The sequence below is a fragment of the Spongiivirga sp. MCCC 1A20706 genome, assembly GCF_046524175.1.
Taxonomy (GTDB): Bacteria; Bacteroidota; Bacteroidia; order Flavobacteriales; family Flavobacteriaceae; genus Spongiivirga.
Genome location: NZ_JBEFZF010000003.1, coordinates 75,629 through 99,932 on the forward strand (window position 1 = coordinate 75,629; position 24,304 = coordinate 99,932).

General features: G+C 36.4%; 22 protein-coding genes. 12 read left to right on the forward strand and 10 right to left on the reverse strand.

Annotation, left to right across the window (positions count from 1 at the left end; genetic code table 11):
- Nucleotides 1-146: 146 nt before the first annotated feature.
- Nucleotides 147-512 carry a hypothetical protein gene (locus ABN763_RS08215; RefSeq protein ID WP_410484972.1) on the forward strand — a complete coding sequence of 122 codons (366 nt, stop codon included), beginning with the start codon at nucleotides 147-149 and terminating at the stop codon, nucleotides 510-512.
- A 256-nt stretch (nucleotides 513-768) separates the two neighbouring features.
- Nucleotides 769-1,137 carry a hypothetical protein gene (locus ABN763_RS08220; protein WP_410484973.1) on the forward strand — a complete coding sequence of 123 codons (369 nt, stop codon included), beginning with the start codon at nucleotides 769-771 and terminating at the stop codon, nucleotides 1,135-1,137.
- A gap of 73 nt (nucleotides 1,138-1,210) precedes the next feature.
- Here the strand turns inward: ABN763_RS08220 and ABN763_RS08225 are convergent, their stop codons facing one another.
- Nucleotides 1,211-2,089, reverse strand: a complete 879-nt coding sequence (locus ABN763_RS08225; protein ID WP_410484974.1) for an aminotransferase class IV — start codon at nucleotides 2,087-2,089, stop codon at nucleotides 1,211-1,213.
- 112 nt (nucleotides 2,090-2,201) lie between these two features.
- Here ABN763_RS08225 and ABN763_RS08230 point away from each other — a divergent pair, with 112 nt between their 5' ends.
- From ABN763_RS08230 to ABN763_RS08240, 3 genes are all read left to right on the forward strand, one after another.
- Nucleotides 2,202-3,506 carry a carboxypeptidase-like regulatory domain-containing protein gene (locus ABN763_RS08230; RefSeq protein WP_410484975.1) on the forward strand — a complete coding sequence of 435 codons (1,305 nt, stop codon included), beginning with the start codon at nucleotides 2,202-2,204 and terminating at the stop codon, nucleotides 3,504-3,506.
- A 222-nt stretch (nucleotides 3,507-3,728) separates the two neighbouring features.
- On the forward strand, nucleotides 3,729-5,210 hold the full coding sequence (locus tag ABN763_RS08235) for a PAS domain S-box protein (protein WP_410484976.1): 1,482 nt from the start codon (nucleotides 3,729-3,731) through the stop codon (nucleotides 5,208-5,210).
- A 13-nt stretch (nucleotides 5,211-5,223) separates the two neighbouring features.
- Nucleotides 5,224-5,637, forward strand: a complete 414-nt coding sequence (locus ABN763_RS08240; RefSeq protein WP_410484977.1) for a response regulator — start codon at nucleotides 5,224-5,226, stop codon at nucleotides 5,635-5,637.
- Here ABN763_RS08240 and rimO read toward each other — a convergent pair whose 3' ends face one another.
- From rimO to ABN763_RS08270, 6 genes are all read right to left on the reverse strand, one after another.
- A complete protein-coding gene (gene rimO / locus ABN763_RS08245; protein WP_410484978.1) occupies nucleotides 5,638-6,945 on the reverse strand; it encodes a 30S ribosomal protein S12 methylthiotransferase RimO in 1,308 nt (435 codons plus the stop codon). It abuts the gene before it with no gap.
- Nucleotides 6,946-6,972: 27 nt separating this feature from the next.
- Nucleotides 6,973-7,842, reverse strand: a complete 870-nt coding sequence (locus tag ABN763_RS08250) for a DUF2911 domain-containing protein (protein ID WP_410484979.1) — start codon at nucleotides 7,840-7,842, stop codon at nucleotides 6,973-6,975.
- Nucleotides 7,830-8,111: a hypothetical protein gene (locus ABN763_RS08255; protein ID WP_410484980.1), complete on the reverse strand. Its 282-nt coding sequence runs from the start codon at nucleotides 8,109-8,111 to the stop codon at nucleotides 7,830-7,832. The genes ABN763_RS08250 and ABN763_RS08255 overlap by 13 nt, the downstream gene beginning before the upstream one ends.
- Nucleotides 8,112-9,770 carry an amidase family protein gene (locus ABN763_RS08260; RefSeq protein ID WP_410484981.1) on the reverse strand — a complete coding sequence of 553 codons (1,659 nt, stop codon included), beginning with the start codon at nucleotides 9,768-9,770 and terminating at the stop codon, nucleotides 8,112-8,114. It lies immediately after the preceding gene.
- Nucleotides 9,767-10,795 carry an alpha/beta hydrolase gene (locus ABN763_RS08265; RefSeq protein ID WP_410484982.1) on the reverse strand — a complete coding sequence of 343 codons (1,029 nt, stop codon included), beginning with the start codon at nucleotides 10,793-10,795 and terminating at the stop codon, nucleotides 9,767-9,769. Before ABN763_RS08265 ends, ABN763_RS08260 begins: the two co-directional genes overlap by 4 nt.
- A 130-nt stretch (nucleotides 10,796-10,925) precedes the next feature.
- Nucleotides 10,926-11,861 (reverse strand): peptidylprolyl isomerase, encoded by a 936-nt coding sequence (locus ABN763_RS08270; protein ID WP_410484983.1) that lies wholly within the window; start codon nucleotides 11,859-11,861, stop codon nucleotides 10,926-10,928.
- A 144-nt stretch (nucleotides 11,862-12,005) separates the two neighbouring features.
- Here ABN763_RS08270 and ABN763_RS08275 point away from each other — a divergent pair, with 144 nt between their 5' ends.
- Both ABN763_RS08275 and ABN763_RS08280 read left to right on the forward strand, forming a co-directional pair.
- Complete coding sequence (locus ABN763_RS08275) at nucleotides 12,006-12,623, forward strand: Crp/Fnr family transcriptional regulator (RefSeq protein WP_410484984.1); 618 nt, start codon at nucleotides 12,006-12,008, stop codon at nucleotides 12,621-12,623.
- 151 nt (nucleotides 12,624-12,774) lie between these two features.
- Complete coding sequence (locus tag ABN763_RS08280) at nucleotides 12,775-12,987, forward strand: DUF2892 domain-containing protein (protein ID WP_410484985.1); 213 nt, start codon at nucleotides 12,775-12,777, stop codon at nucleotides 12,985-12,987.
- A gap of 98 nt (nucleotides 12,988-13,085) precedes the next feature.
- On the opposite strand, the gene ABN763_RS08285 is transcribed toward ABN763_RS08280, so the two are convergent.
- Entirely contained in the window at nucleotides 13,086-16,844 is a 3,759-nt protein-coding gene (locus ABN763_RS08285; RefSeq protein ID WP_410484986.1) for a fasciclin domain-containing protein, read from the reverse strand.
- A 487-nt stretch (nucleotides 16,845-17,331) separates the two neighbouring features.
- Entirely contained in the window at nucleotides 17,332-19,524 is a 2,193-nt protein-coding gene (locus ABN763_RS08290; protein ID WP_410484987.1) for a RecQ family ATP-dependent DNA helicase, read from the reverse strand.
- Nucleotides 19,525-19,622: 98 nt separating this feature from the next.
- Between ABN763_RS08290 and ABN763_RS08295 the strand changes: the two genes are divergently transcribed.
- The 5 genes from ABN763_RS08295 to ABN763_RS08315 all read left to right on the forward strand — a co-directional run bounded on the left by ABN763_RS08295 (nucleotide 19,623) and on the right by ABN763_RS08315 (nucleotide 23,432).
- Nucleotides 19,623-20,585, forward strand: coding sequence for an SIS domain-containing protein (locus ABN763_RS08295; protein ID WP_410484988.1), 963 nt, complete (start codon nucleotides 19,623-19,625; stop codon nucleotides 20,583-20,585).
- Entirely contained in the window at nucleotides 20,585-21,424 is an 840-nt protein-coding gene (tatC, locus tag ABN763_RS08300; protein WP_410484989.1) for a twin-arginine translocase subunit TatC, read from the forward strand. Before ABN763_RS08295 ends, tatC begins: the two co-directional genes overlap by 1 nt.
- Before the next feature lie 7 nt (nucleotides 21,425-21,431).
- The gene (locus tag ABN763_RS08305) at nucleotides 21,432-21,773 is read left to right on the forward strand and encodes a carboxymuconolactone decarboxylase family protein (protein WP_410484990.1); all 342 of its coding nucleotides are present in this window, start codon (nucleotides 21,432-21,434) and stop codon (nucleotides 21,771-21,773) included.
- A 65-nt stretch (nucleotides 21,774-21,838) separates the two neighbouring features.
- Complete coding sequence (gene lptB, locus ABN763_RS08310; RefSeq protein WP_410484991.1) at nucleotides 21,839-22,579, forward strand: LPS export ABC transporter ATP-binding protein; 741 nt, start codon at nucleotides 21,839-21,841, stop codon at nucleotides 22,577-22,579.
- Between the two features lie 46 nt (nucleotides 22,580-22,625).
- Nucleotides 22,626-23,432, forward strand: a complete 807-nt coding sequence (locus tag ABN763_RS08315; protein ID WP_410484992.1) for an alpha/beta fold hydrolase — start codon at nucleotides 22,626-22,628, stop codon at nucleotides 23,430-23,432.
- Here ABN763_RS08315 and ABN763_RS08320 read toward each other — a convergent pair.
- Nucleotides 23,429-24,151 (reverse strand): CDP-alcohol phosphatidyltransferase family protein, encoded by a 723-nt coding sequence (locus ABN763_RS08320; RefSeq protein WP_410484993.1) that lies wholly within the window; start codon nucleotides 24,149-24,151, stop codon nucleotides 23,429-23,431. The two genes, ABN763_RS08315 and ABN763_RS08320, sit on opposite strands and share 4 nt — an antisense overlap.
- Nucleotides 24,152-24,304 lie beyond the last annotated feature (153 nt).

The window sequence follows — 24,304 nt, forward strand, 5'->3', positions numbered from 1 at the left end:
AAATTATCTTAACGGAAAATTGGGTTATCAAGAACTTAATTGTTAACATATGTTAAAACAATTGCATTTTATCGATATATTTTGCCCAATTATCGATGTAAATATATATTAGTGCTCCCAAATTTACATAACCTAAAACACCTACAATGAACCCAATTCACCTATTTTATGCGAAACTACTACAGTACTTTACCTATGCAGGAATAAAGACGGTTAATGTACATGTACAAGCTTCTTTTGTATTTGCAGCAACTTTTTATTTTTACTTTATGGTGATAATTGGATCCTTTCCGATAGCAGCTTCTGATTTTTTTAAAGTGATAACACTGGCTACTTGTCCTATTCTTCAAATGATAGCATACTACCATTTCAAAAATGAAAAAAGAAGCAACGAATTACGTAGGATTACCGAAAAAGAAAATACTCAAACGAATGTAATAAGTAGTCTACTTACTATTGCCGCAATATTACCTATGGTGGTTTTCTTTACCATTACAGTATTTAACAGCTAACTAAACAGCCCCAATCCTTTTTGTTACGGAATTCTACCTAAACCTACCCTAACAATTGGTCAAAAACCACCTAACTTTTAGGTGGTTTTTTAGTTTTATCTAATTGAATATAGATTTACACAAAACAATTTAGTATTGAAAATCAAATAGTTAAGTTTAATTTGAAATATTTTTTTTCAAAAAGGGTAGGGTTTTTTAAAAGGTAGGTGTTTAATAATTGCAACAACATCTTACTTAATCACCTAAACAAAAAGACATGAATAACCCTGCTATCCTTTTTTACGCTAAAGTTCACCAATACTTTAACTACGCCGGAATTAAAACTTTTAACCTGCACGCTCAAACTTCTTTTATTTTTTCAGTAACCATTTTCTTTTATGCTTACCAAATGGTTGAAATGATGGGAATCGAATTGAGTTTACCTTACAGAATTGCTTTGCTTTTGTTACAACCTACTTTACACGTAGCTTCTTACATGATCTTTAATCAAGATAAAATGGAGTCACTTGTAATGAATGTTCAAAAGAATGAAGATACTAACGGTAGTGTAATTAGTACGCTGCTTACTGTAGCACTAGTATTACCAATGATGGTATTTTTCACTAAAGTGGCTTTCGGTATGTAATTGGATAGCAGTATTGACAATCGAAAACTTAGTTATATAAAATAAAAATCCTGGGTATTAATACTCGGGATTTTTATTTTATGCTTTCATTAATATAATCCGATTTTAAACTAGCATAAGCCTCTTGCAATTTATTTATGATCTTTGTTCCAGCACTGTTTTTGAATACTATCTCGTCAATCTTACCAATTTGTGCTATTTGTGTAGAAGTGCCTACCAAAAAGGCGGCATCCATTGTTGATACTGTGTCGACTTCAACAGCTTTTTCAACATACGGTATTCCTAATGCTTCACAAAGCTCTATTGTTTTTAATCTGGTTATTCCATTCAAAATATAGTTATCAGCGGGGTGCGTATAAACCACTTCATTTTTTACAAAAAAGATGTTGCAGTGTGATCCCTCTGTAATCATTCCATTTCGATGAAGAATTACTTCATAGCATCCAGCTTTTAATGCTTTGTTTTTAGCCATAACATTGCCCAACAAGGATGTCATTTTAATATCACATCGATGCCAACGTTCATCTTTAGTTAGTACGGTATTGTAAGTATTATCATTTACTGTGGGAATTTCCTTAGGTATTGAATACATAAAGATCGTTGGTTGAATAGTATCCGAATAGCCATGACCTCTCATTGCTACCCCCCTACTTATTTGAACATATAAAAATGCATTTTTGCTCGCAACTGCTTGATGAGCTAAGTACGAAGTAATACATTTTTTTAAATGAGCGATACTCATGTTAATACCCAAGGCATCTAAACTATTTTTTAAACGTTTCCAATGGGCACCTTCGAAAAGAATGACACCATCAACAATAAGTAGTCCTTCATAGACACCATCACCAAAATTAAAACCCCGATCAAAAACAGAAATTTTTGCATCTTTTGTTTTGACAATCGTCGTGTTTAAAAATACATATTCAGGAAATCCATTATCAAAAACTAACATATTTATTAAATTGATTAACAGCTTTTAACATCGCAAAGTTGGACAACATTTATTAAATAATTAACTTACATAGTTGATAGTATGTCATTTGAAATTATAAAATTAACGAATTATGTATACCAAAAAACCAAACGTAAAACAACTATCGGGCTTACTGATACTGTTGTGTTTATGCCTAGGAATTAATCAAAATATCTTCGCTCAGGAGCCTGTTCAAATTGCAGCTACTGTCGCCTTTAATCAATACAAGGGAACAGTTGTAAATAGCAGCAATAAAGATCCCTTAGTATTTGCATCGCTTACAGTAAATGGCACAAATATTAGTACAATAACTAATAGTGAAGGTGAATTTTTATTGAAAATTCCTAAAACCTTAACATCGGGTAAAATCACAGTTTCTTTTTTAGGTTTTGAAACCAAAGTGGTGAATATTGAAGATTTGAAAGAAGATGGAAACAAAATTGCACTAAATACATCGGTTACAGAACTTACTGAAGTAAATATTTCAGTACCAAAAGATGCGAAGTCATTAGTGCGTAAAACACTACAAAATAGAGGGTCTAATTATGTAAATGATCCAACCGTAATGACAGCTTTCTACCGTGAAACTATTAAAAAAAGGCGAACCAATGTTTCGTTATCCGAAGCGGTGGTTAACATTTACAAACAGCCATATACCTATTCTCGAAAAGATGCTGTACAACTTTATAAAGCTAGAAAAAGTACCAACTATAAAAAGTTAGATACAGTTGCTCTCAAACTACAAGGTGGTCCCTTTAGTACGCTATATTTGGATATTATGAAGTATCCTGAATATGTATTTACCGAAGATATGTTAGACTACTATACATTTTCTTTCGGTCAAACTACGTCTATTAATAATCAACCAGTATATGTAGTGAACTTCAAGCAGCTTGAAACATTAAACGAACCTCTTTACTACGGTACTTTATATATCAATCCAGATAATTTTGTATTGACTAGTGCTATCTATCATTTGAATTTAGAAAATGAGAAATTAGCTTCTGCCGCCTTCGTAAAGAAAAAACCACGAAATGTTACCGTTACTCCTACTGAAGCTTCTTATCGTGTTGATTATAGAAATAAAAATGGGAAATGGCATTATGGATACGGGAATGTACAGTTAGAATTTAAGGTGAATTGGAAAAGAAAATTATTTAATTCAAGATACAAGCTTTCATGTGAAATGGCAGTCACTGATTGGCAAACAAATACTGAAAACAAATATTTAAAACCAAAAGAACGTTTACGGCCTACAGTGATCATAGGTGACGAAGCTTCAGGCTTTTCGGATCCATCTTTCTGGGGAGAGTATAATGTCATCGAACCAGAAAAATCAATAGAATCAGCCATCAAGAAAATACAGCGCCAGCTAAAACGCACGAACAATAGCTAGTTCATTTCTTTAAATTATACTTGAAAGCCTGATAGGAGATGTCAGGCTTTTTTTTACGCTTTTTTAACTGTTCTTATTGACCCACTGACAAAACTTTTGATTAAATGCCTCATTACACCCCAAGAATATTTGAATTATAAAAAATATTCATATCTTTAATATAACCACCTATAAATCAACAATTAAACACTTAAAAGCCCTATATAGATTTCTACAAATTACATGAGCGATTCTCAAAGTTTAACAAAGCATAATGAACTCACGTTTCAATTAATGGTCGATGCCGCACCAAGTGCACTTATTTTAGTAAATAAATATGGTAAAATAGCGTATGTGAATACCCAAGCTGAAAGCCTTTTCATGTATCATAGAACCGAGCTAATTGGTAACGATTTGGAAATGCTCTTACCACAAACCGCTAAGAAAAAGCATCTAGGCTTTGTGAATTTGTTCTTTCTAAATCCGCAAGCTAGAGTAATGGGGGAAGGCAGAGAGCTTTATGCGTGTAAAAAAGACGGTAGTGTTTTTCCCGTAGAAATAGGTCTAAATCCCATTGCAACTATAGATGGCACATTGGTTTTAGCTGGTATCATCGATATTACTGAGCGAAAAAAAGCTAGTGAACAGTTGCGGTTAGTTTTTGAAGCTGCCCCCACCGCTATGATAATGGTAAATGATATTGGAACCATACAACTTGCCAATAAGCAAACGCAAGCTCTTTTTGGGTATACTCAAGAGGAGATTATTGGGCAAAAAATTGAATTATTAATTCCGCAGCGGTACGCCAAACAACATGTCGATACTAGAAATACCTATTTAAAAAAGCCAAGCGCTCGTATAATGGGGGAAGGCAGAGAACTATATGGTCTGAGAAAAGACGGGAGTGAGTTTCCGATAGAAATAGGTTTAAACCCTATTGATACTGCAAATGGAAAAATGGTATCGGCATCTATAATTGATATTACCAATAGAAAAAAGATTGAAGAAGAAAGACAAAAATACACGCATAAGCTAGAGACTAAGAACAAAGAGTTAGAACAATTTACATACATTGCCTCTCACGATTTGCAAGAACCTGTTCGTTCAATAGGCAGCCTAGCCGAAATATTAATCGAAGATTACGGCGACAAATTAGACGATACTGGGCAAATGAGCTTAGAGTTCTTGAAGAATTCTGCAAATAGAATGCGTGATTTGATTAAATCGCTTTTAGATTATAGTCGACTCGGTCAAAAAAATAGGCCGGAAAATGTTGACGTTGGTTTATTGTTAGAATCAGTAGTAAGTGATTTAGGTCAGCGAATAAAAGAAACTAAAGCATCCATTGAAATAGGAGAAATGCCAACTATGATAATCTACGAGACCGAAGTTAGGCTATTATTTCAAAATCTAATTAGTAATGCACTTAAGTTTAGAAAACCAGATATTAGCCCTCAAATTAATATTCATTCAAAAAAAAATAAGGAGGGATATCAGTTTACCGTAAAAGATAATGGAATTGGTATCGAGGAACAATTTAAAGAAAAGATATTTGTAATCTTTCAAAGGCTACATAAAAACGAGCAATATGAAGGTATGGGAATAGGACTATCCCACTGCAAAAAAATAGTAGAACTACATGATGGAAAAATATGGGCAGAATCCGAATATGGTCAAGGCAGCGAATTCCATTTTACCATCAATAAACATTTTGAAATAACATAAGAAATTTGATCAAATGAAAAAGACAGTAGACGGACTCAACTGCATTTTACTGGTAGACGACGATAAAATCACAAACTTTGTAAACCAACGTGTCATTAATAAAGCAGAAATTGATGTTAGTGTGCAAATAAAGGAAAACGCTAATGATGCACTTTCTTATATTAACCATTCAGAAAACAATGCACCTCGCCCCAACTTAATCTTTTTGGATATTAATATGCCTGGAAAGAGCGGCTGGGATTTTTTAGAAGAGTATGGAAAATTACCAGAACATAAGAAAGCAAAAATCGTCGTTGCCATGTTAACCACTAGTTTAAATATTGATGACGAAAAAAGGGCCGAGAAGTATAATGATGTCAAAATATTTATGAAAAAACCACTAACGCGAGAGAAATTGGAAGAAACAATTAGCAACTACTTTTCCTAATCATTTGCGGATAGGCTTCCCTATTAGGTCAAAATCAGTAGCTTCAATAACCTTGATCATTGCAAAATCTCCGATTTTTAAGTAGTGTTTAGACGCGTCGATCAGTACTTCATTGTCAACATCAGGTGAGTCAAATTCGGTTCTTCCTACAAAATGGTTTCCTTCTTTTCGATCGATAATACAGTTAAAAGTTTTTCCAATTTTTTCCTGATTCAACTCCCATGATATCTGACTCTGAATTTCCATAATTTGGTTGGCACGATTCTGCTTTACGTCTTCAGGAACATCATCTTCCAGATTATAAGCATGTGTATTTTCCTCATGACTGTAAGTAAAACAGCCTAAGCGATCAAACCTCATTTCGGCTACCCAATTTTTCAATGTTTGAAAATCTTCTTCGGTTTCTCCAGGATACCCCACAATCAATGTGGTTCGAATTGCCATTCCCGGTACTTTCTCTTTAAACTGTTGTAGTAATTTAGTAGTCTTAGCTTTGGTTGTACCGCGACGCATACTTTTTAAAATAGGGTCTGCAATATGCTGTAAAGGAATATCAATGTAATTACAAACCTTCGGTTCATTTTTTATCACATCTAAAACATCAACAGGAAAACCGGTTGGAAAAGCATAGTGTAATCGAATCCACTCAATTCCGTTTACTTTTACTAAAGCTAATAACAATTCGGCCAAATTCCGTTTCTTATACAAATCAAGTCCGTAATAAGTAAGATCTTGAGCGATCAAAATGAGCTCCTTAACACCATTTGCTGCTAACTTCTCAGCTTCCAATACCAAATCTTCAATAGGGGTTGAACGATGTTTACCTCTCATAATTGGTATTGCACAAAAACTACAAGGTCTGTCACAGCCTTCGGCTATTTTAAGGTATGCGTAATTCTTTGGTGTAGTAGTCAAACGCTCCCCAATAAGTTCATGTTTGTAATCAGCACCAAGCGCCTTTAATAGCTGAGGCAGGTCTGTCGTACCAAAATACTGATCAACATCCGGAATTTCTTCTTCAAGATCTGGCTTATAACGCTCGCTTAAGCAGCCCGTAACAAATACCTTATCCACCGCACCCTCTTCCTTTTTAGCAACATACTCTAATATGGTATTTACACTCTCTTCCTTAGCGTTATTAATAAATCCACAGGTATTGATCACTACAATATTACCTTCTTCTTCATGCACGACCTCTTTATTATTAGCACGAAGTTGTCCCATTAACACCTCGCTGTCGTAGACATTTTTGCTACAACCAAGTGTCACTACATTTATTTTATTGTTTTTTAAAGATTTAGCGCGCATACCTGTCTTTTTAAAAGGTGTGCAAAATTAGGGTTTTTTGTTGCCTTGGCGACTCCAAAATTCAATATTCTTTAGATTCATTCTTACAAACTCATCCTTCCCTAATGAATCAGCAATTCTAAGTGAGGCTTGAGCTTCTTTTATAGCCGACTTATATTGACCGTTTTTTGCCAAAAGTAAAGAGCGTATTCGATGAATATAATAGGTTTTTCCGCCTTTCTTTTCTGCCTTCGCTAACAGTTTTAAGGCTTTTGTTCCATTTACATCTTGCTCCTGAAAATATCGTGCCGCCTGATAATAGCTCATCGCAGTTGGATTGGACTTCAACTCCGTGTCTATTTGAGTGAGCATCATCCTATGGGTATCAACTTCAATTGGAATGCTAATTTTGGTATGTTCCCAAATCCAGTCCATCACAGCACTATTATGATCGATATGGTTAAAGGCAATTAAAAAAGTTTCTTGCCAGTCATTAACTTTTTCTGGCTGAATATTTAGCCTAAAAACATCTTCGTCTGCTTTGTAATCATTTCGACCATCGCCCCAATGGGTTGTGTTTTTATGAAATATAACCTCCCACCTATCCTTATGCGGTATTGTGTACAAGGCGTACGTTCCTTTTTCTAATACATACTCCCCTATTTTTATACTATGTGAAGTGGTAAATTTAGTTGACTCATTTGCACCTACCCTCCAAATACGATCATAAGGGACCAAATCTCCTATTATTTTACGACCTCTAGCGCTAGGTCTAGAATACTCAACTGTAATCTTGACCAAACCGATATCTTGTTTAATGGTTGAAAACGGGCTTAATTTAGGATGCGTGATTTGTGCAGTTGTGGAAATTGCTGAGAGCAATAAAATAAAAAATATGTTGTTTTCTAGCTTACCCATGACTGTATTAAATGTACCAAACGTGTTTCATAAAATCGCAATGCAGAAATTAAGATAATTGCTACAACAACAAACACACCACTAAACAGTTTCTTTCGTATTAAGTAGAAAGCGATACCCCCTAAAACTAATAAGGCAGCGGCAATTATTCCATTTGGTATCGCCCAGGCACCTCTAAATATTGCACTTACTTTTACTAGACCATAAAAAAGGCAGTAGTATGCCACGATACGTGTGATCATCACAATAGCCCCTTGCATATTCTTCATTTATTGATAGTTTTTTGGGGCCTTACGCTCCTTACTTATTTTTTCGTAGGCCCTGCCAAGTTGCAGTAACTTTTCTTCTTCAAATGGTTTTGCGACGAAGGTAAGACTTATCGGCTCTCCATCATCAGTATAACCCATTGGTACCGTTAAAGCCGGATATTTGGCTACCGCAGCATATCCTGCGTGATAATTATTTATTGATAGCACTGCATCTACTTTCAACGAATCAAGTGCACTATTAAAAAAATTCCTCCCTACATTTTCCAAATTCGACTTTATTTCATTCAACTGTTCCATGGTAGTGGTATCCGCAACAATTCCCTCAAACAATTGTTGACCATAGGGAGCCCTTACTAATGAATCTTGTTGATTGAACGTAACTAAATCAGCGATCGATTTAAACGATATTTGATCATTAGCATAATCAGCTAAATAATACGGCATATCAACTTTCATGTCCATATTTAAAAGCGTAATAAAACCAGTTAACCCTGGATTTCCAGGATCAAATTCGATAAGTTCAGCACCAGCACTTTCTATCTTTTTTAGTGCAGTAATGTACAATGAATCTTCTTTTAAAGCTTTTATTACTCCAAACCGTTTGCCTTGTAAATTTCCTCTCTCAATGCTTAGAATATCGGTCGGCAGAGAAGCAACCGTTATAGCGTCTGCTTTGTCTTTACCCAACATGGCATTTAACAAAATTGCATTATCGATCACATTTTTGGTCATAGGTCCAGGTGTATCAAGCGTGCTTGAAATCGGTACGATTCCGCCACGGCTAAGTTTACCAATAGTCGGTTTTAACCCTACAACGCTGTTTTTACTTGACGGAGATAGAATAGAACCACTTGTTTCAGTTCCAACAGTAGCCACAGCATAATTAGCAGCTGCTGCTACCCCACTACCAGAACTAGAGCCACCGCTTTCAAATTTCATTCGTCCGTAAGGGTTCATCGTTTGTCCACCCAAAGCACTATAGCCAAGCGGACAACCACTGCAAAAGAAATAGGCCCACTCACTTAAATTAGCTTTTCCTAAAATGATGGCCCCGCTTTCTTTTAAACGCTTTGTGATAAAAGCATCATCGGCCATATTGTCTTTTAGAGCAACTGCTCCTGCGGTTGTTGCAGTGCCTTCAAGACCAATATTATCCTTAATCAGAATTGGCATGCCTTTAACGCTGTACAAATCAATTTTCGTTGCATCAAAAGCAAGGTCAAGGTCACGAGCAAAATCAAGTGCTTTCGGGTTTAAAGAAATAACCGCGTTTAAAGAAAGATCATTATCGCTTTCAAACGCCCTAATTCGATAGAGATAGAACTGTGTAAGCTGCTCGTATGTTAGCTTTCCTTCTTTAATCGATAGATTAATTTCAGGAATTGATTTTTCAAGAATCAATGGCTTTAGCGCCTCATAATCTGCCTTAGTTACATAGGCTAAATCGTCAGCAAAAGGAGCCCAAATCGTATTTTTATCAGTAATGACTGAATTGATAAGTTTATAACGCATTCGCTCGTTATCATGCTCCTGCTGATTAGCCAATACTTCGGCTTCATCAAATGCTTCCCAAACTACGGCTGGTTCTTTGGGTTTTATTTCCTTTTTACAAGAGGCTATTAGCATAGCAATAGCCAATAAAATGCTAATTTTTTTCATTGGTTTTTTATTATTTCTTCTTTAACAGGTTGTAGGTTCAAAACCGTTTCTAAATAACTAAAAGTTTCTTTTTTAAAGCTATCAAAATCCTTACTGGTAATATGCGAGGTCATGACATGATCGTCTACATCAGGAAAAGCCTTTTTTCTTTTTAAATTTTCAGATGTCCCCAGCCGCTCAAACATAGACAGCATGTCTGGGACCGATACCACCTTGTCTTGATTTTCTTCATCTCTAAAATAATATCCCATAAAAACGGGCTGCTTTACCTTTTTAAATGTGGCTTCTGTCATTGTCTGATCAATCAACACTTGTAAATGTGGCAAGGCTTCAATCCGATATTTTGTGGTCCAATATTGCTGCTTGATAGAATCTGCTTTAAACGAAAAATAATCCCCTCCTTGAACTAGTCTTACCAACTCCGTTCCCCAAGGGCCAGAGAGTAATTTTGATGTGCTGTCATAAATAGCAACGTTGGGTGAATATAAAAGTAAGATTTCAATTGTTTCATCAAAACTAGCCAACCAAAGTCCCAAGGTACCCCCTGTAGAAGTTCCGATGACAATTACCTTTTCTCCAATTGTTTTAGCTACTGCCAGTGCTTCTTTAGCACTATTCAGATAATCGGTTGCTGTTAAATTCAACATCGGTTCGTTCTCGGCAATGCCATGCCCAGCTAGTCTTGGTAAATATAAATTTGCTCCGTATCTCTTTGCTATAAGACGATGCAAAGGTGCACCTTCTTCATGACTAGCTGACCATCCGTGGAGATATAAGACACTGTATGTAGTTTTTCTTGGAACTGAGTCAAACCAAACAAACCTAGAGCTATTACCTTCCTTTATTTTAGGGTTTGATTTTTCCTTAACAAGGATTTCATTTTCTAATTCAGCTAGATTCGAAGTAACTTGTGGAATGCCTGTATCAAGATTTGGCTTTTCAACACGTGGCCCAATCGCATAAATAGTTACAACAATGACCACTAAAACTAAAAGAAAGCGAAGTAGTTTTTTAATAAATCGCACTTGATATAGGTTTGTGCGATTAAAGATACTGCTTAGTAATTAGATATTGAAATGAGAAAGGATGGAAAAAAGAAACCAAGAAAATAAGAACAACGTCTTACCTTCTTGGTTCTTTATATGAAATTGATATTTACTTTACATTTACAAGCTCCACATCGAAAACGAGGTTAGCATTAGGTGGAATCACCCCGCCAGCACCACGAGCTCCATATCCTAAATGACTGGGTATTACCAATCGTGCTTTATCGCCTACTTCTAACAAAGCAATACCTTCGTCCCAACCGGGAATAACCTGACCTACTCCCAAGGCAAAATCAATAGGTTGATTTCTTTTAAATGAAGAATCGAATACTGTACCATCATCTAATTGACCTTTATAATGTACCGATACTGTTTTTCCTTTTTCTGCTTTGATTCCTGAATCTCCTTTTTGAATGATCTGGTATCGTAAACCGCTATCAGTTACGTTAAACCCTGCCGAAAGCTTTTCCAAAGCTTCATTTTGTGCTTCTAGTTCAGCAGCTAAACGAGCCTCACGTGCACCTTCAAACGTTCTAAATGCTTCAACAGCATTAAACGCTTCAGCAGCTGCCCCTACTCGAACAATTTCTATACTCTCTATACTGTCACCTTGTGCGACAGCATCAACAACTGACTGTCCTTCGACAACGTTACCAAAAACAGTATGTTTACCATCTAACCAATCAGTGGCCACATGAGTAATAAAAAACTGACTACCATTAGTTCCTGGTCCTGCATTTGCCATTGAAAGTACTCCTGGGCCAGTATGATTTAAATCTGGGTGAATTTCGTCATCAAACTGATAACCGGGTCCACCTACACCACTACCTTGTGGACAGCCTCCTTGAATCATAAAATCTGGAATCACCCGATGAAACTTTAAACCATCATAGTAAGGTGTACCTTGTGGTTTTACATCGTTTTCTAAATTACCCTCAGCCAGGCCAACAAAATTACCTACAGTTCCAGGTGTTTTTTCAAACTCTAGATTTACTAAAATCTCACCTTTATTGGTATTGAATTTAGCATATAAACCTTCTTGCATGTTCTTGTTTTTAAATTGAGCGCAAAGATATTTAATTCTGACGTATGAGCTGTATTTTTTGAAAGGAGATTAATTTTAATTGGACTTATAGTACAGTTACATTTTTGAATTACTGGATAAACTAATTAGCTTTAGCGGCATCATATGAAAAATATCAAAGATAAAATTGCCTTTTTGGGTCAACCACTAGTTGATGAGATTTTAGAAGAGGGAAGTATTCAAGAAGTACCAAAGTCTACAGAAATCCTTAGAAAGGATCAATATATAAAGGTCATACCTTTCGTGATTGATGGTTTAGTAAAAGTGATGTCTCGCTTTGAAGAACGTGAACTACTCTTATATTATATTCAACCAAAAGAAAGTTGTGTAATGTCATTTTCTTCTGGTTTGTACAATAAGCCAAGTAAGGTATATGCAATAACAGAAGAAGATTCTACTCTTTTATTGCTGCCTGTACAAAAAGTGAATGAATGGATTAAAAAATACCCGAAGCTCAATGATCTATTTTATCAGCAATACAATACCCGCTATACAGATTTGCTGGTAAGCATAGAACACATTTTAATCAATAAAATGGACAAACGTCTGTATGATTATTTGAAAGAAAAAGCCCGAGTTACCTCAAATAATGAAATAAAACTTACCCATTCACAAATTGCAAACGAGCTTGGTACAGTTCGCGAAGTGATAAGTCGTGTTTTAAAAAAATTAGAGATTGAAGAACTAATAAAAATATCTCCTAATACCATTGAAGTACTTTAAAGTGACTTTAGTCACTGCATAGAAAGGCAGCAACCTATAGTTTTGCCTTAAAGATGATGAAACTTAAAGTATTAAAGCTGCTCATTGCTTGCATAATCTGTTTTGGTACCATTTATGGCATTGTCTTGTTGTTTAACTAAAACTTATAATGATGAAAAAAAACATGGGAACTACCGATAAAGTTATTCGTGTATTAGTAGCTATCGTTGCAGCAGTATTATATTTTACTGGCACTGTGTCAGGAACATTAGGTATTGTATTGCTAGCAGCTGCTGGTATATTTTTGCTTACAAGTCTCGTAAGTTTTTGCCCTCTATATGCTCCATTTGGTATTAGTACTTGTCCTGTAAAAACTAAAGAATAATATTCCTTAGTCTAGGAAAATGAAAAAGAAAATTTTTTCTTTAAACAAAAAGCCCCTGTCATTTCTGACAGGGGCTTTTAAGCTAATTAAATGATTGTTTAGTGCGAGGCAGGAGGAATTAATACGCCAGTGATAACATGAACAACCCCATTGGTTGCTTCGATATCTGCAATAGCTACCTGAATTACATGACCGTTCAAGTAGATTTTTCCATTATTATAAAATATAGTAACATCTTGACCTTGTAAGGTCGTTACCGTATGTAATTGCTTTAAATCATCTGCAAACAACCGCTCTCCAACAACGTGATATTTTAAAACTTCCACTAATGCATCACCTTCAGGTAACTCAGCTAATTGCGCAAAAGCGTCATTCGTTGGAGCAAATACGGTAAAATCACCTTCCCCATCTAACACGCCATCAAGACCCGCGGATTCTACCGCACTTACCAAAGTTGATAACTCTGGAGTCTCTTTAGCAAGATCTAAGATCGTCTTACCTGCAAAACTAGGCGGGATCAATACTCCATCAATCACGTGAATTACTCCATTAGAAGCCATAATGTCCTTAACAATAACACTAATGGTTTCATTTAGAGTGATCATATCGCCATTTCGAACAACAGAAACTTGTTCTCCTTGCTTTGTTGTCACCAGCGTTTCTCCCTGAGGAATATCGTCTGAAGTAATTTTACCATCAATCACATGATAAAGTAGTACTTGTGCCAAAGCATCGCCTTCAGGAATTGCGTCTAGTTGCGCAAAGGCAGTATTTGTTGGAGCAAATACAGTAAAAGGTCCTTCTGCATTCAAAGCGTCTACCAAACCGGCTTGCTGTACTGCACTTACCAAGGTACTAAAATCGGGATTGCCCGCAGCGATTTCTACAATGGTAGGAAGGGGTTGCAAACTTGGCGGAATCAATACACCATCAATCACATGAATTACCCCATTAGAAGCCATAATATCCGTTGTGGTCACTGTGATTGTATCATTTAAAGTGATCATGTTTCCATTTCGATCAATTTTAAGCTCTTCCCCTAATGCTGTAGCGATCATGGTAACACCTTCAGGAATATCATTCAATGTAAAGGTACCTGATAAAACGTGGTACAATAATACGTTTGTTAAATCTTGTCCTTGTGGCACCTCATTTAACATGGCAAATGCAGCATCGGTAGGCGCAAAAACCGTAAACGGACCATCGCCATTTAAGGTATCTACTAATCCTTGTTGAATTACCAAGGCTTCTAAAGTTGAGAAATCATCATTTTCAACCACAATATCAACAATTGAAGGTACCGGTGGAATTAATACAGTATCGATTACATGAACGATACCATTAGATGCCATAATATCGGCCACTACCACTTTTACTGTTCCATTTAAGATTACATCGTCCCCAACTTTTTCTACTGTAACCTCATCACCTTGAATCGTGGTAACTTTACCATCAGCAAGTAATGTTGCCGCGTCAAATTTTCCGGATGCTACGTGATATAACAATACTTGTTTAAGAGCATCACCTTCAGGTAATGCGTTTAATTTAGCAAATGCGTCGTTTGTCGGAGCAAACACCGTGAACGGTCCATCGCCTTGAAGTGTTTCAACCAAGTCGGCACTGGACAATGCAGATACTAAGGTTGAGAAATTCTCGTCACCAGTTGCAATATCAACTATTGATGGAAGTGTTGGAATAAGAACGGTATCAATTACATGTACAATACCATTAGACGCCATAATATCAGCTATTACCACTTTTACCATTCCGTTTAAAATGACATCGTCACCAACCTTTTCCACAGTAACATCCGTTCCTTGTATGGTTGTTACCTTACCATCCGCTAATAGTGTAGCTGCATCAAATTTTCCGGCTGCTACATGGTACAGCAGTACGTCTTTTAAAGCATCACCTTCTGGTAAAGCGTCTAGTTTAGCAAATGCATCATTTGTTGGTGCAAATACTGTAAATGGCCCCTCACCCTGAAGCGTTTCGACCAAATCAGCACTAGCCAGTGCAGTCACTAAAGTCGAGAAATTATCATCGCCAGTAGCAATTTCAACAATGGAAGGCAATTGCGGTATTAACACTGTGTCAATTACATGAACAATACCATTAGATGCCATGATATCAGCAGCCACTACTTTCACCATTCCGTTAAGAATGACATCATCACCTATTTTTTCCACGGTGATTTCGGCGCCTTGAATAGTTTTCACCTTGCCATCTGCAAGTAAGGTGGCAGCGTCAAATTTTCCCGCCGCAACATGATACAGTAAAATGTCCTTTAAAGCTTCACCTCCTGGTATAGCATCTAATTTATCAAAAGCATCATTTGTTGGTGCGAACACCGTAAATGGCCCTTCACCTTGCAGCGTTTCAACTAAATCGGCGCTAGCAAGGGCACCAACTAAGGTCGAGAAATTATCATCACTGGTAGCAATATCAACAATTGAAGGTAGTGGTGGAATTAAAACATCATTAATCACATGTACGATTCCATTAGATGCCATAATATTAGCCACAGCTACTTCAATAGTACCGTTCAAAATAACCTTATCATCAATCATTTCTACGGTTATTTCTGCACCATCGTTAAGCGTGACCACCGTACCAGCTTCTACAATATCAGCAGCGGTTAATTTTCCGGCAGCTACATGATAAAGTAACACTTCCTTTAAGGCTTCTCCTTCGGGAATAGCTTCTAGTTTTTCAAAGGCTGCATTTGTAGGAGCGAATACTGTAAATGGCCCATCACCTTGTAGTGTTTCAACCAAATCAGCACTACTTAAAGCGCTTACTAAGGTTGAGAAATTTTCATCTCCCGTGGCGATATCAACAATTGAAGGTAAGTCTTGAAGTGACGGTGGAATCAACACCGCTTCAATAACATGTAAAATACCGTTCTTAGCCCGAATATTTGCTTGTACTAGCTTTACAACATCGTTTATAATAAGTTCATTATTTTCATTTAATGTCACTTTTATATCTTCTCCCTGAAGGGTTGTGAGCATCTCTTTTCTAAGTAGCTTCTGCGTTCGGAATTTACCATCGAGAACATGGTATAACAACACTTGTTTCAAGGTTTCTCCTTCTGGAATAGCATCCAACGCGGCAAAGGCATCATCGGTTGGCGCAAATAATGTTAAGGGTCCTTCACCTTTTAAAGCACCAACTAATTCAGCTTGAGTAGCCGCAGCAACGAGTGTTTCAAAACGACCATCTGCAGCAATAATATCAACTAAATCCTGATCAGGGGTGGTTACACTAGTTAGCTCAGCAGTCCAGTCACCTACACTCCTTCCATTTCTGGTAAAAAACCTAAATCTTCCCTGGATATCTCCTTCATCATCAGCAACACCATACCCAAATACTAGACTATTATCTGGTAATCTCATGATTAGGTAGACAAAGCCATCACTGATCCAAGCCCCTCTTAATGTAGCACGGTCACCATTACCTAGATCAAGAAAACCTCTGATAATGGCAAACGATGCGTGATACAATGTAAATTTCACATTGAGTTCTCCGCTTAACTCGGTACCTGCATCAGCACCTCTAGTAACAGTCGCGTTGAAATCGTATCGTCTTCTTTCAATACTAATTCCGCCCCTGTTGGTTGATTCTTTATCTGAAGATTTTGCTGAAGACTCATCATTCAACTCTCCATCGATAACCGACTTTGTCATTTCATCGATTTCTTCGAAACTAATAATAGGTGATTCTGCAAATTCTCCTTCTTCAAAAGCTTCTTCGATAACTAGAGGACCGTCATCATTTTTACAAGCTCCTAAAATGAGTAGAAATGCAAACACCCAAATACTTTTTTTCACTACTTGGTTAATTAGTGTTTTCATGCTGTGTAATTTTTAATGGTTTATGTTTTGTTCATTATCAATTATCAATCAACAAAATTTCGTTTAACTTATTTGATTAATAATTCAACAAACTTTTGATACAGCATAAATAAAAAGGTTGCTTTGTTTAATATTTTTTAGTATAATTTTAACAAAAATGAATTAATATCGATATATAAACAGCCTCTTCAAAAAACTGTTTTTAGCACATTATGGCCAGCCTTAAACACAAAAAAGCTTATTCTTTTAAGAAAATGCGCTGTAAACTACACATGAAAAAAACACTTGGAAAGTGTTGAAGCTAATAGATGTAATGAATAAACTAGAATTGAAGTTAATTCAAGGATAAAATATCGCAATATTAACTGTTTCTTACCCCTTATATTAACTTATAACATTAGCATGTCATGAGCTGAGAAGCTGAAATAGATTCAGCTTGAGAAGTGTTGTTCTGAATGAAGTAAAAAGTTGATCAATTACGAAGCCGTTAATTGGCGACCTCGCTAATAAATTTGATTCGGTATAAGCGCAGTTCCTCATCATCATAGTCACCATCAAACTCTTCTATAGCATCATCTATTTTATCGGATTCCGATTCCATGAAATATTCGTGAATTTCTTCTTGTTGATCTTCATCTAGAATTTCGTCAACCCAATAATCAATATTCAGTTTAGTACCAGAATACACTATGGCTTCCATTTCTTTTATAAAATTTGCCATCTCCATTCCTTTAGCAGATGCGATATCATCCAATGGAAGTTTTCTGTCTACATTTTGAATAATATATAACTTAAGCGCTGAGTTGGCACCAGTACTTTTAACAATCATGTCCTCAGGTCGAATAATGTCATTGTCTTCGACATACTGGGCGATCATTTCAACAAACTCTGATCCGTACTTTTTAGCCTTACCTTCACCAATACCGTGAACATTCGATAGCTCTTTTAGACTTACCGGATATTTTAATGCCATATCTTCTAAAGAAGGATCTTGAAAAACAACAAATGGTGGAACGCCTAATCGCCTAGCAGTGCTTCTTCTTAAGTCCTTCAGCATGGTCATTAATTTTTCATCGGCTACCGCTCCACTACCTTTTGCATTTGTTATGATACTGCCATCATCTTCACTGTCGTAAGCATGATCTTCGGTCATCATAAAGGACTGCGGAGTGTTCAAAAAATCACGCCCCTTATCAGTCAATTTGATAACACCATATGTTTCAATATCCTTGCGTAGTTCACCTGATACCAGTACCTGACGCAATAATGCCATCCAAAACTTATCATTTTCTTGCTTACCAGTACCAAAAAAAGGTTTCTCATCAGTTTTATGAGACTTCATCAAAGCATTTGACTTCCCGATAAGTGTATTCACTATTTCTTTTGACTTGTATTTCTCTTTAGTAGCATCAACAATTTCTAACAATTTAACTACTTTTTCTTTCGCTTCATGTCGCTTTTTAGGATTTCGCACATTGTCATCCATGTCACCTCCTTCTCCTGTGTCGTTATCAAAATCTTCTCCGAAATAATGAAGTATGAATTTTCTACGGGACATTGAGGTTTCGGCATAAGCAACCATTTCTTGTAAGAGTGCATGACCTATTTCCTGCTCAGCAACTGGTTTGCCGGACATGAATTTCTCCAACTTTTCGATATCCTTATAGGCATAAAAGGCTAAGCATATTCCTTCTCCTCCATCGCGACCGGCTCGACCTGTTTCTTGGTAATAACTCTCAATACTTTTAGGGATATCATTGTGAATTACAAAACGGACATCAGGTTTATCAATTCCCATTCCGAATGCAATAGTTGCCACTACAACATCAGCCTCTTCCATTAAAAACATATCTTGATGTTTCACTCTGGTTTTAGCATCCAAACCAGCATGATATGGTACGGCATTTATACCATTTACCTGAAGTGTTTGCGCTAGTTCCTCGACCCGTTTTCTGCTCAAACAATACACAATACCCGACTTTCCCGAGTGCTGCTTAATAAACCGGATGATATCAGCATCTACATTTTTTGTTTTAGGACGTACCTCGTAAAACAAATTAGGCCTGTTAAATGATGCCTTAAAAACCTTGGCATCTGTCATGCTTAGGTTCTTTAAAATATCTTCTTGAACTTTTGGTGTAGCAGTAGCAGTTAAACCTATAATAGGTATTTGATCTCCTATTCGCTTAATAATGTTTTTAAGATTGCGGTATTCTGGCCTAAAATCGTGACCCCACTCTGATATGCAATGCGCTTCATCAATTGCCATAAAACTAATGGTAACCGAACGCAAAAAATCAACATTTTCTTCTTTAGTAAGTGACTCGGGGGCTACGTAGAGTAACTTGGTAACACCATTGGTCATATCTTCTTTAACCTGCCTGATCTCGGTTTTGGTTAATGAAGAATTTAATACATGAGCGATCCCATTTTCCTCAGATATACTTCTCAACGCATCAACTTGATTTTTCATCAAGGCAATCAAGGGAGATACTACTATCGCAGTTCCTTCTTTTACCAAGGCAGGTAATTGGTAACAAAGTGACTTTCCACCACCCGTTGGCATGATCACAAAAGTGTTATGATCATTTATTATATTATTTATTACCTTTTCTTGTAATCCTTTAAATTGACTAAAACCGAAGTATTTTTTCAGCTCCTTATGTAAATCAATTTCCATAGGCACTCACTATCGCTAAGTAATTAATAGCTACATTTGCATTTGTATAATGAAATATAAGCATTTTTTAGGTTAAACAAAACTTAGCTGCCTATTTAATGGACAAACAGAAAATAATTCGGGTTGCCCGAAATACCATACAAGAAGAAGCAAATGCTATAGCCAATTTAGTTGATCTTGTAGATGAAAATTTTTGCGAAGCTGTCGACCTGATTTACAGCTCAAAAGGTCGTGTAATTGTTACCGGAATTGGTAAAAGTGCCATCATTGCACAAAAAATTGTGGCCACTTTTAACTCAACTGGAACACCGGCAATTTTTATGCACGCTGCAGATGCCATTCACGGTGATCTTGGTAATATCTTAAAAGATGATGTTGTCATCTGTATCTCTAAAAGTGGAAACACTCCGGAAATTAAAGTGTTGGTTCCTTTAATTAAAAACTACAAGAATCCCATTATTGCTATTACCGCAAACAAGGATTCGTTTTTAGGTACCGAAGCCAATTGCGTGCTTAATTCATATGTCGAAAAAGAAGTATGTCCAAACAATCTGGCCCCTACAACAAGTACAACGGCACAATTGGTTGTGGGCGATGCACTTGCCGTTACCCTTTTAGATATTCGTGGATTTTCTAGTAGCGATTTTGCAAAGTATCACCCTGGCGGAGCTTTAGGGAAAAAGTTATACCTACGAGTTAGCGATATTACTTCTCAAAATATGAAACCACAAGTTAATGCCGAAAGCGGTATAAAAAAGGTGATCGTAGAGATTTCTGAAAATATGCTGGGCGTGGTTGCAGTCACCGAAAAAGATAAAATTATTGGTATTGTCACTGATGGTGATATTAGGCGAATGCTTAATAACAATGATGACTTTAGCCTGCTTAAGGCAAAGGACATAATGTCTCCGAATCCTAGAGTTATTAATAACAATGCAATGGCAGTTGACGCGTTAGAGGTACTTGAAGAGAATAACATCTCTCAACTATTAGCAGAAGAAAATGGGAATTATGCTGGTGTGGTACATTTACATAATCTTATTAAAGAAGGTATTATTTAATGGGAGCAAGTGAGCAAGCAGGCACTGAGATGTCTTTTTTAGAACATCTTGAACAATTAAGGTGGCATTTAATAAGAGCGACAGCTGCGATATTAATTGGTGGAACTGTGGCGTTTTTAGCAAAAAGTATCATTTTTGATGTGATATTGTTTGGACCCAGAGATGTCAATTTTCCAACCTTTCGGATTCTCTGTAATATCTCTAAAGCCATTGGTCTTGATCAAGCTTTTTGTCTAGATGAAATACCGTATACGCTTCAAAGTAGAAAAGTAGCTGGACAATTTTCAGCGCATATGTGGACATCAATAACCGCAGGTCTTATTGTTGCCTTCCCCTATGTTATTTATGAGTTTTGGAAGTTTATAAGCCCCGGTTTGTATGAAAATGAACGAAAAAATGCAGGCGGTTTTATCTGGATATCCTCGTTATTATTTTTCATGGGAGTATTATTTGGCTACTATGTGGTAACACCGTTATCACTTAATTTCTTAGGAAGTTACCAGGTCAGTGCTGATGTAATGAACGAGTTTGACCTTGATTCGTATATAGGCATTGTGCGAGCATCAGTTTTAGCATCTGGAGTTATTTTTGAACTTCCTATTGTGATCTATTTTCTTACCAAAATAGGATTGGTCACTCCAGATTTTTTAAGAAAGTACCGAAAAATATCATTAGTCGTCGTTCTTATTCTATCGGCTATTATTACGCCACCAGATATTGCAAGTCAGATTATTGTTGCTATTCCAGTATTAATTCTTTATGAAATAAGCATCATAATCTCAAAACGGGTAATTAAAAATCAATTAAAAAAGGAAAAAGCAGCAAAGGCTAAAAGGTAATACAGCTATGAATCAAGTAGAAGAATTTAATGCTTATCGCGAAAGAATGAATAGTAAGTTATTGAACGACAATAACAAGATCATTAAACGCATTTTTAACTTAGATACTAATGCATTCATGGAGGGAGCGCTCGATGTAAAAACCAAAGAGCTTTTAGGACTGGTTGCTTCTACCGTATTGCGTTGTGATGATTGTGTAAAATATCATTTAGAAACCTGCTACAAAGAAGGAATAAGTAAAGAACAGGTTATGGAAAGCCTAAGTATTGCAACCTTAGTAGGCGGCACGATTGTTATTCCTCATTTGCGACGCGCCTATGAATATTGGGAAGCCTTAGAAGCAAGCTAATGGTTTTAATAAGATTTTGGGAATAGGTATTTGGTATTTATGCTTTGATACCGCATCTTTGAGTTATGATCTTACGTGCTGATAACATAATGAAGACCTACCGGGGTCGAAAGGTGGTTAAAGGAATCTCCTTGGAGGTAAATCAAGGTGAGATTGTCGGGCTTCTAGGACCTAATGGTGCCGGGAAAACTACCTCATTTTATATGATAGTTGGGTTAATTAAACCAAATGGAGGTCAGATCTATCTCGATGATACCAATATTACCAAATATCCCATGTACAAGAGGGCACAAAACGGAATTGGCTATTTGGCACAAGAAGCTTCTGTTTTTAGAAAGTTAAGTATTGAAGATAATATACTTAGTGTACTGCAACTTACAAAACTCAGTAAAAAAGAACAGCACCATAAAATGGAATCGCTGATTGAAGAATTTGGTTTGGGCCATATTCGAAAAAACCGTGGTGATTTGTTATCGGGAGGCGAACGTCGCCGCACTGAAATTGCGCGAGCGTTAGCAACCGATCCTAAATTTGTTTTGTTGGACGAACCATTCGCTGGAGTTGATCCTGTGGCGGTAGAAGATATTCAACGTATTGTGGCACATCTTAAAAACAAAAACATCGGTATTTTGATTACGGATCATAATGTGCAAGAAACCTTAGCAATTACAGATCGTACCTATTTGATGTTTGAAGGTGGCATTCTTAAGGCCGGTGAACCAGAAGAGCTGGCGCAAGATGAAATGGTTAGAAAAGTATACCTTGGTCAAAACTTCGAACTTCGTAAAAAGAAGCTTGAGTTTTAAGTGTTCCATTCAACAGCTTATATCTTTTTCTAATTAACAAATTAATATGAAATCAATTTTCGTTTTTCTTTTCATTCTTTTTAGTTTTTTAGGAAGCGCTCAGGAAAAAACTCATTATTTTAAATCGCATGACGGGATTAAAATTGCATATAGCGACCAAGGTAATGGATATCCAGTAGTATTACTTCATGGTTTTATAAACACAAGAAAAAATTGGGATAAGAGTGACCTCAAAAAAGTACTGTTAGCGAAAGGTTACCGTGTAATTGCGCCTGACCTGAGAGGCAATGGCGAATCGGACAAACCTCAAAATGACGAAGCGTACCAAAACAGCGCCGAATTAAAAGATATCATCGCATTAATAGATCATTTAAATATCTCGTCGTACAAAGCTGTTGGGTACTCGCGGGGTGCTATTATACTTACTAAATTACTGACAATGGATCATCGAATTAGAAAAGCAGTTATTGGTGGCGTAGGAGCTGATTTTACAAATCCTAAATGGGAAATTCCCGAACTATTTGCCAAAGCATTTAGTGGTGAAGATGAGCTAAATGATATGACCAGAGGTGCCGTTACGTACGCAAAATCTATTAATGCTGACCTTAAAAGTTTAAGCTTACAGCAACAACATCAACCCAAAACGACAGCAGCACAATGTGCTAACATAGAAATCCCAATTTTAATTATCTCAGGAAAAGAAGATACCACGAATGGCAATCGAGAAGCGCTGCAAAAATTATTGCCCAACAGTACGTTAATTTATGTCAAGGGGGACCATAACAATACCTATAAACAGGCTAATTTCGGTCGTATGGCTTCACAATTTATTTTCAAAGAAAAACTTCGTTAGCCCTTTTTACTTTTAGAAAATAATGATAAAAAAATATAATTGGTAATAATAACTGGGATAGCAACAAACTTGAGTAACACTAACAAAATTGCACATAATGCAATAAAAACGTAGCGAACTGCATTTTCTTTAAAACCCCAGCTTTTAAATTTCAGTGCAAAAAGTTGAATGGGCGCATTAAGTAAAAAAGTGCTCAGCAAGGTAAGACCTATTAGAAACCAATAATTATGAATTATACCAGCTGATAACTCACTAAATTGGTAATCAATGATCAACGGAAGTGATAAAATTAAAATAGCATTGGCCGGTGTTGGCAGACCAATGAACGAATCCTTTTGTTCCTCATCAATATTAAACTTGGCCAGTCTATATGCTGATGCTATAGGTATCAAAAGAGCAATATAAGGAACAAACGAACTGGCAAGTACCCATTCTCCGGAAATAGCGGTACTCCCTATGCTACTTGCTAGAAGTTGCATCATAACAAAACCAGGGACTACACCACTAGTAACGAGGTCAGCAAGAGAGTCTAGCTGTACCCCCAATTCACTTTCTACTTTTAACAACCGTGCAGCTAGTCCGTCAAAAAAGTCAAAGAAAATTCCCAAAAAGACTAGAAAAGCAGCATAATCCAATTCGTGCCTCAATGCAAACATTATGGCTAATAAGCCACAACATAAGTTGGCAAAGGTAAAAAGGTTTGGAATGTGTTTCTTCATTCGTTGGTTTCGCGAATGCTAAAATAAGAAATGACCCTAAAGTATCTTAATAATGAAACAACCTCTTTTGATTTATTTTATGAATATCTTGTTCTGTAAAACAAACTAATATTTCTATTTTCACCAAAGGAATACATGCACCAACCTATTTGA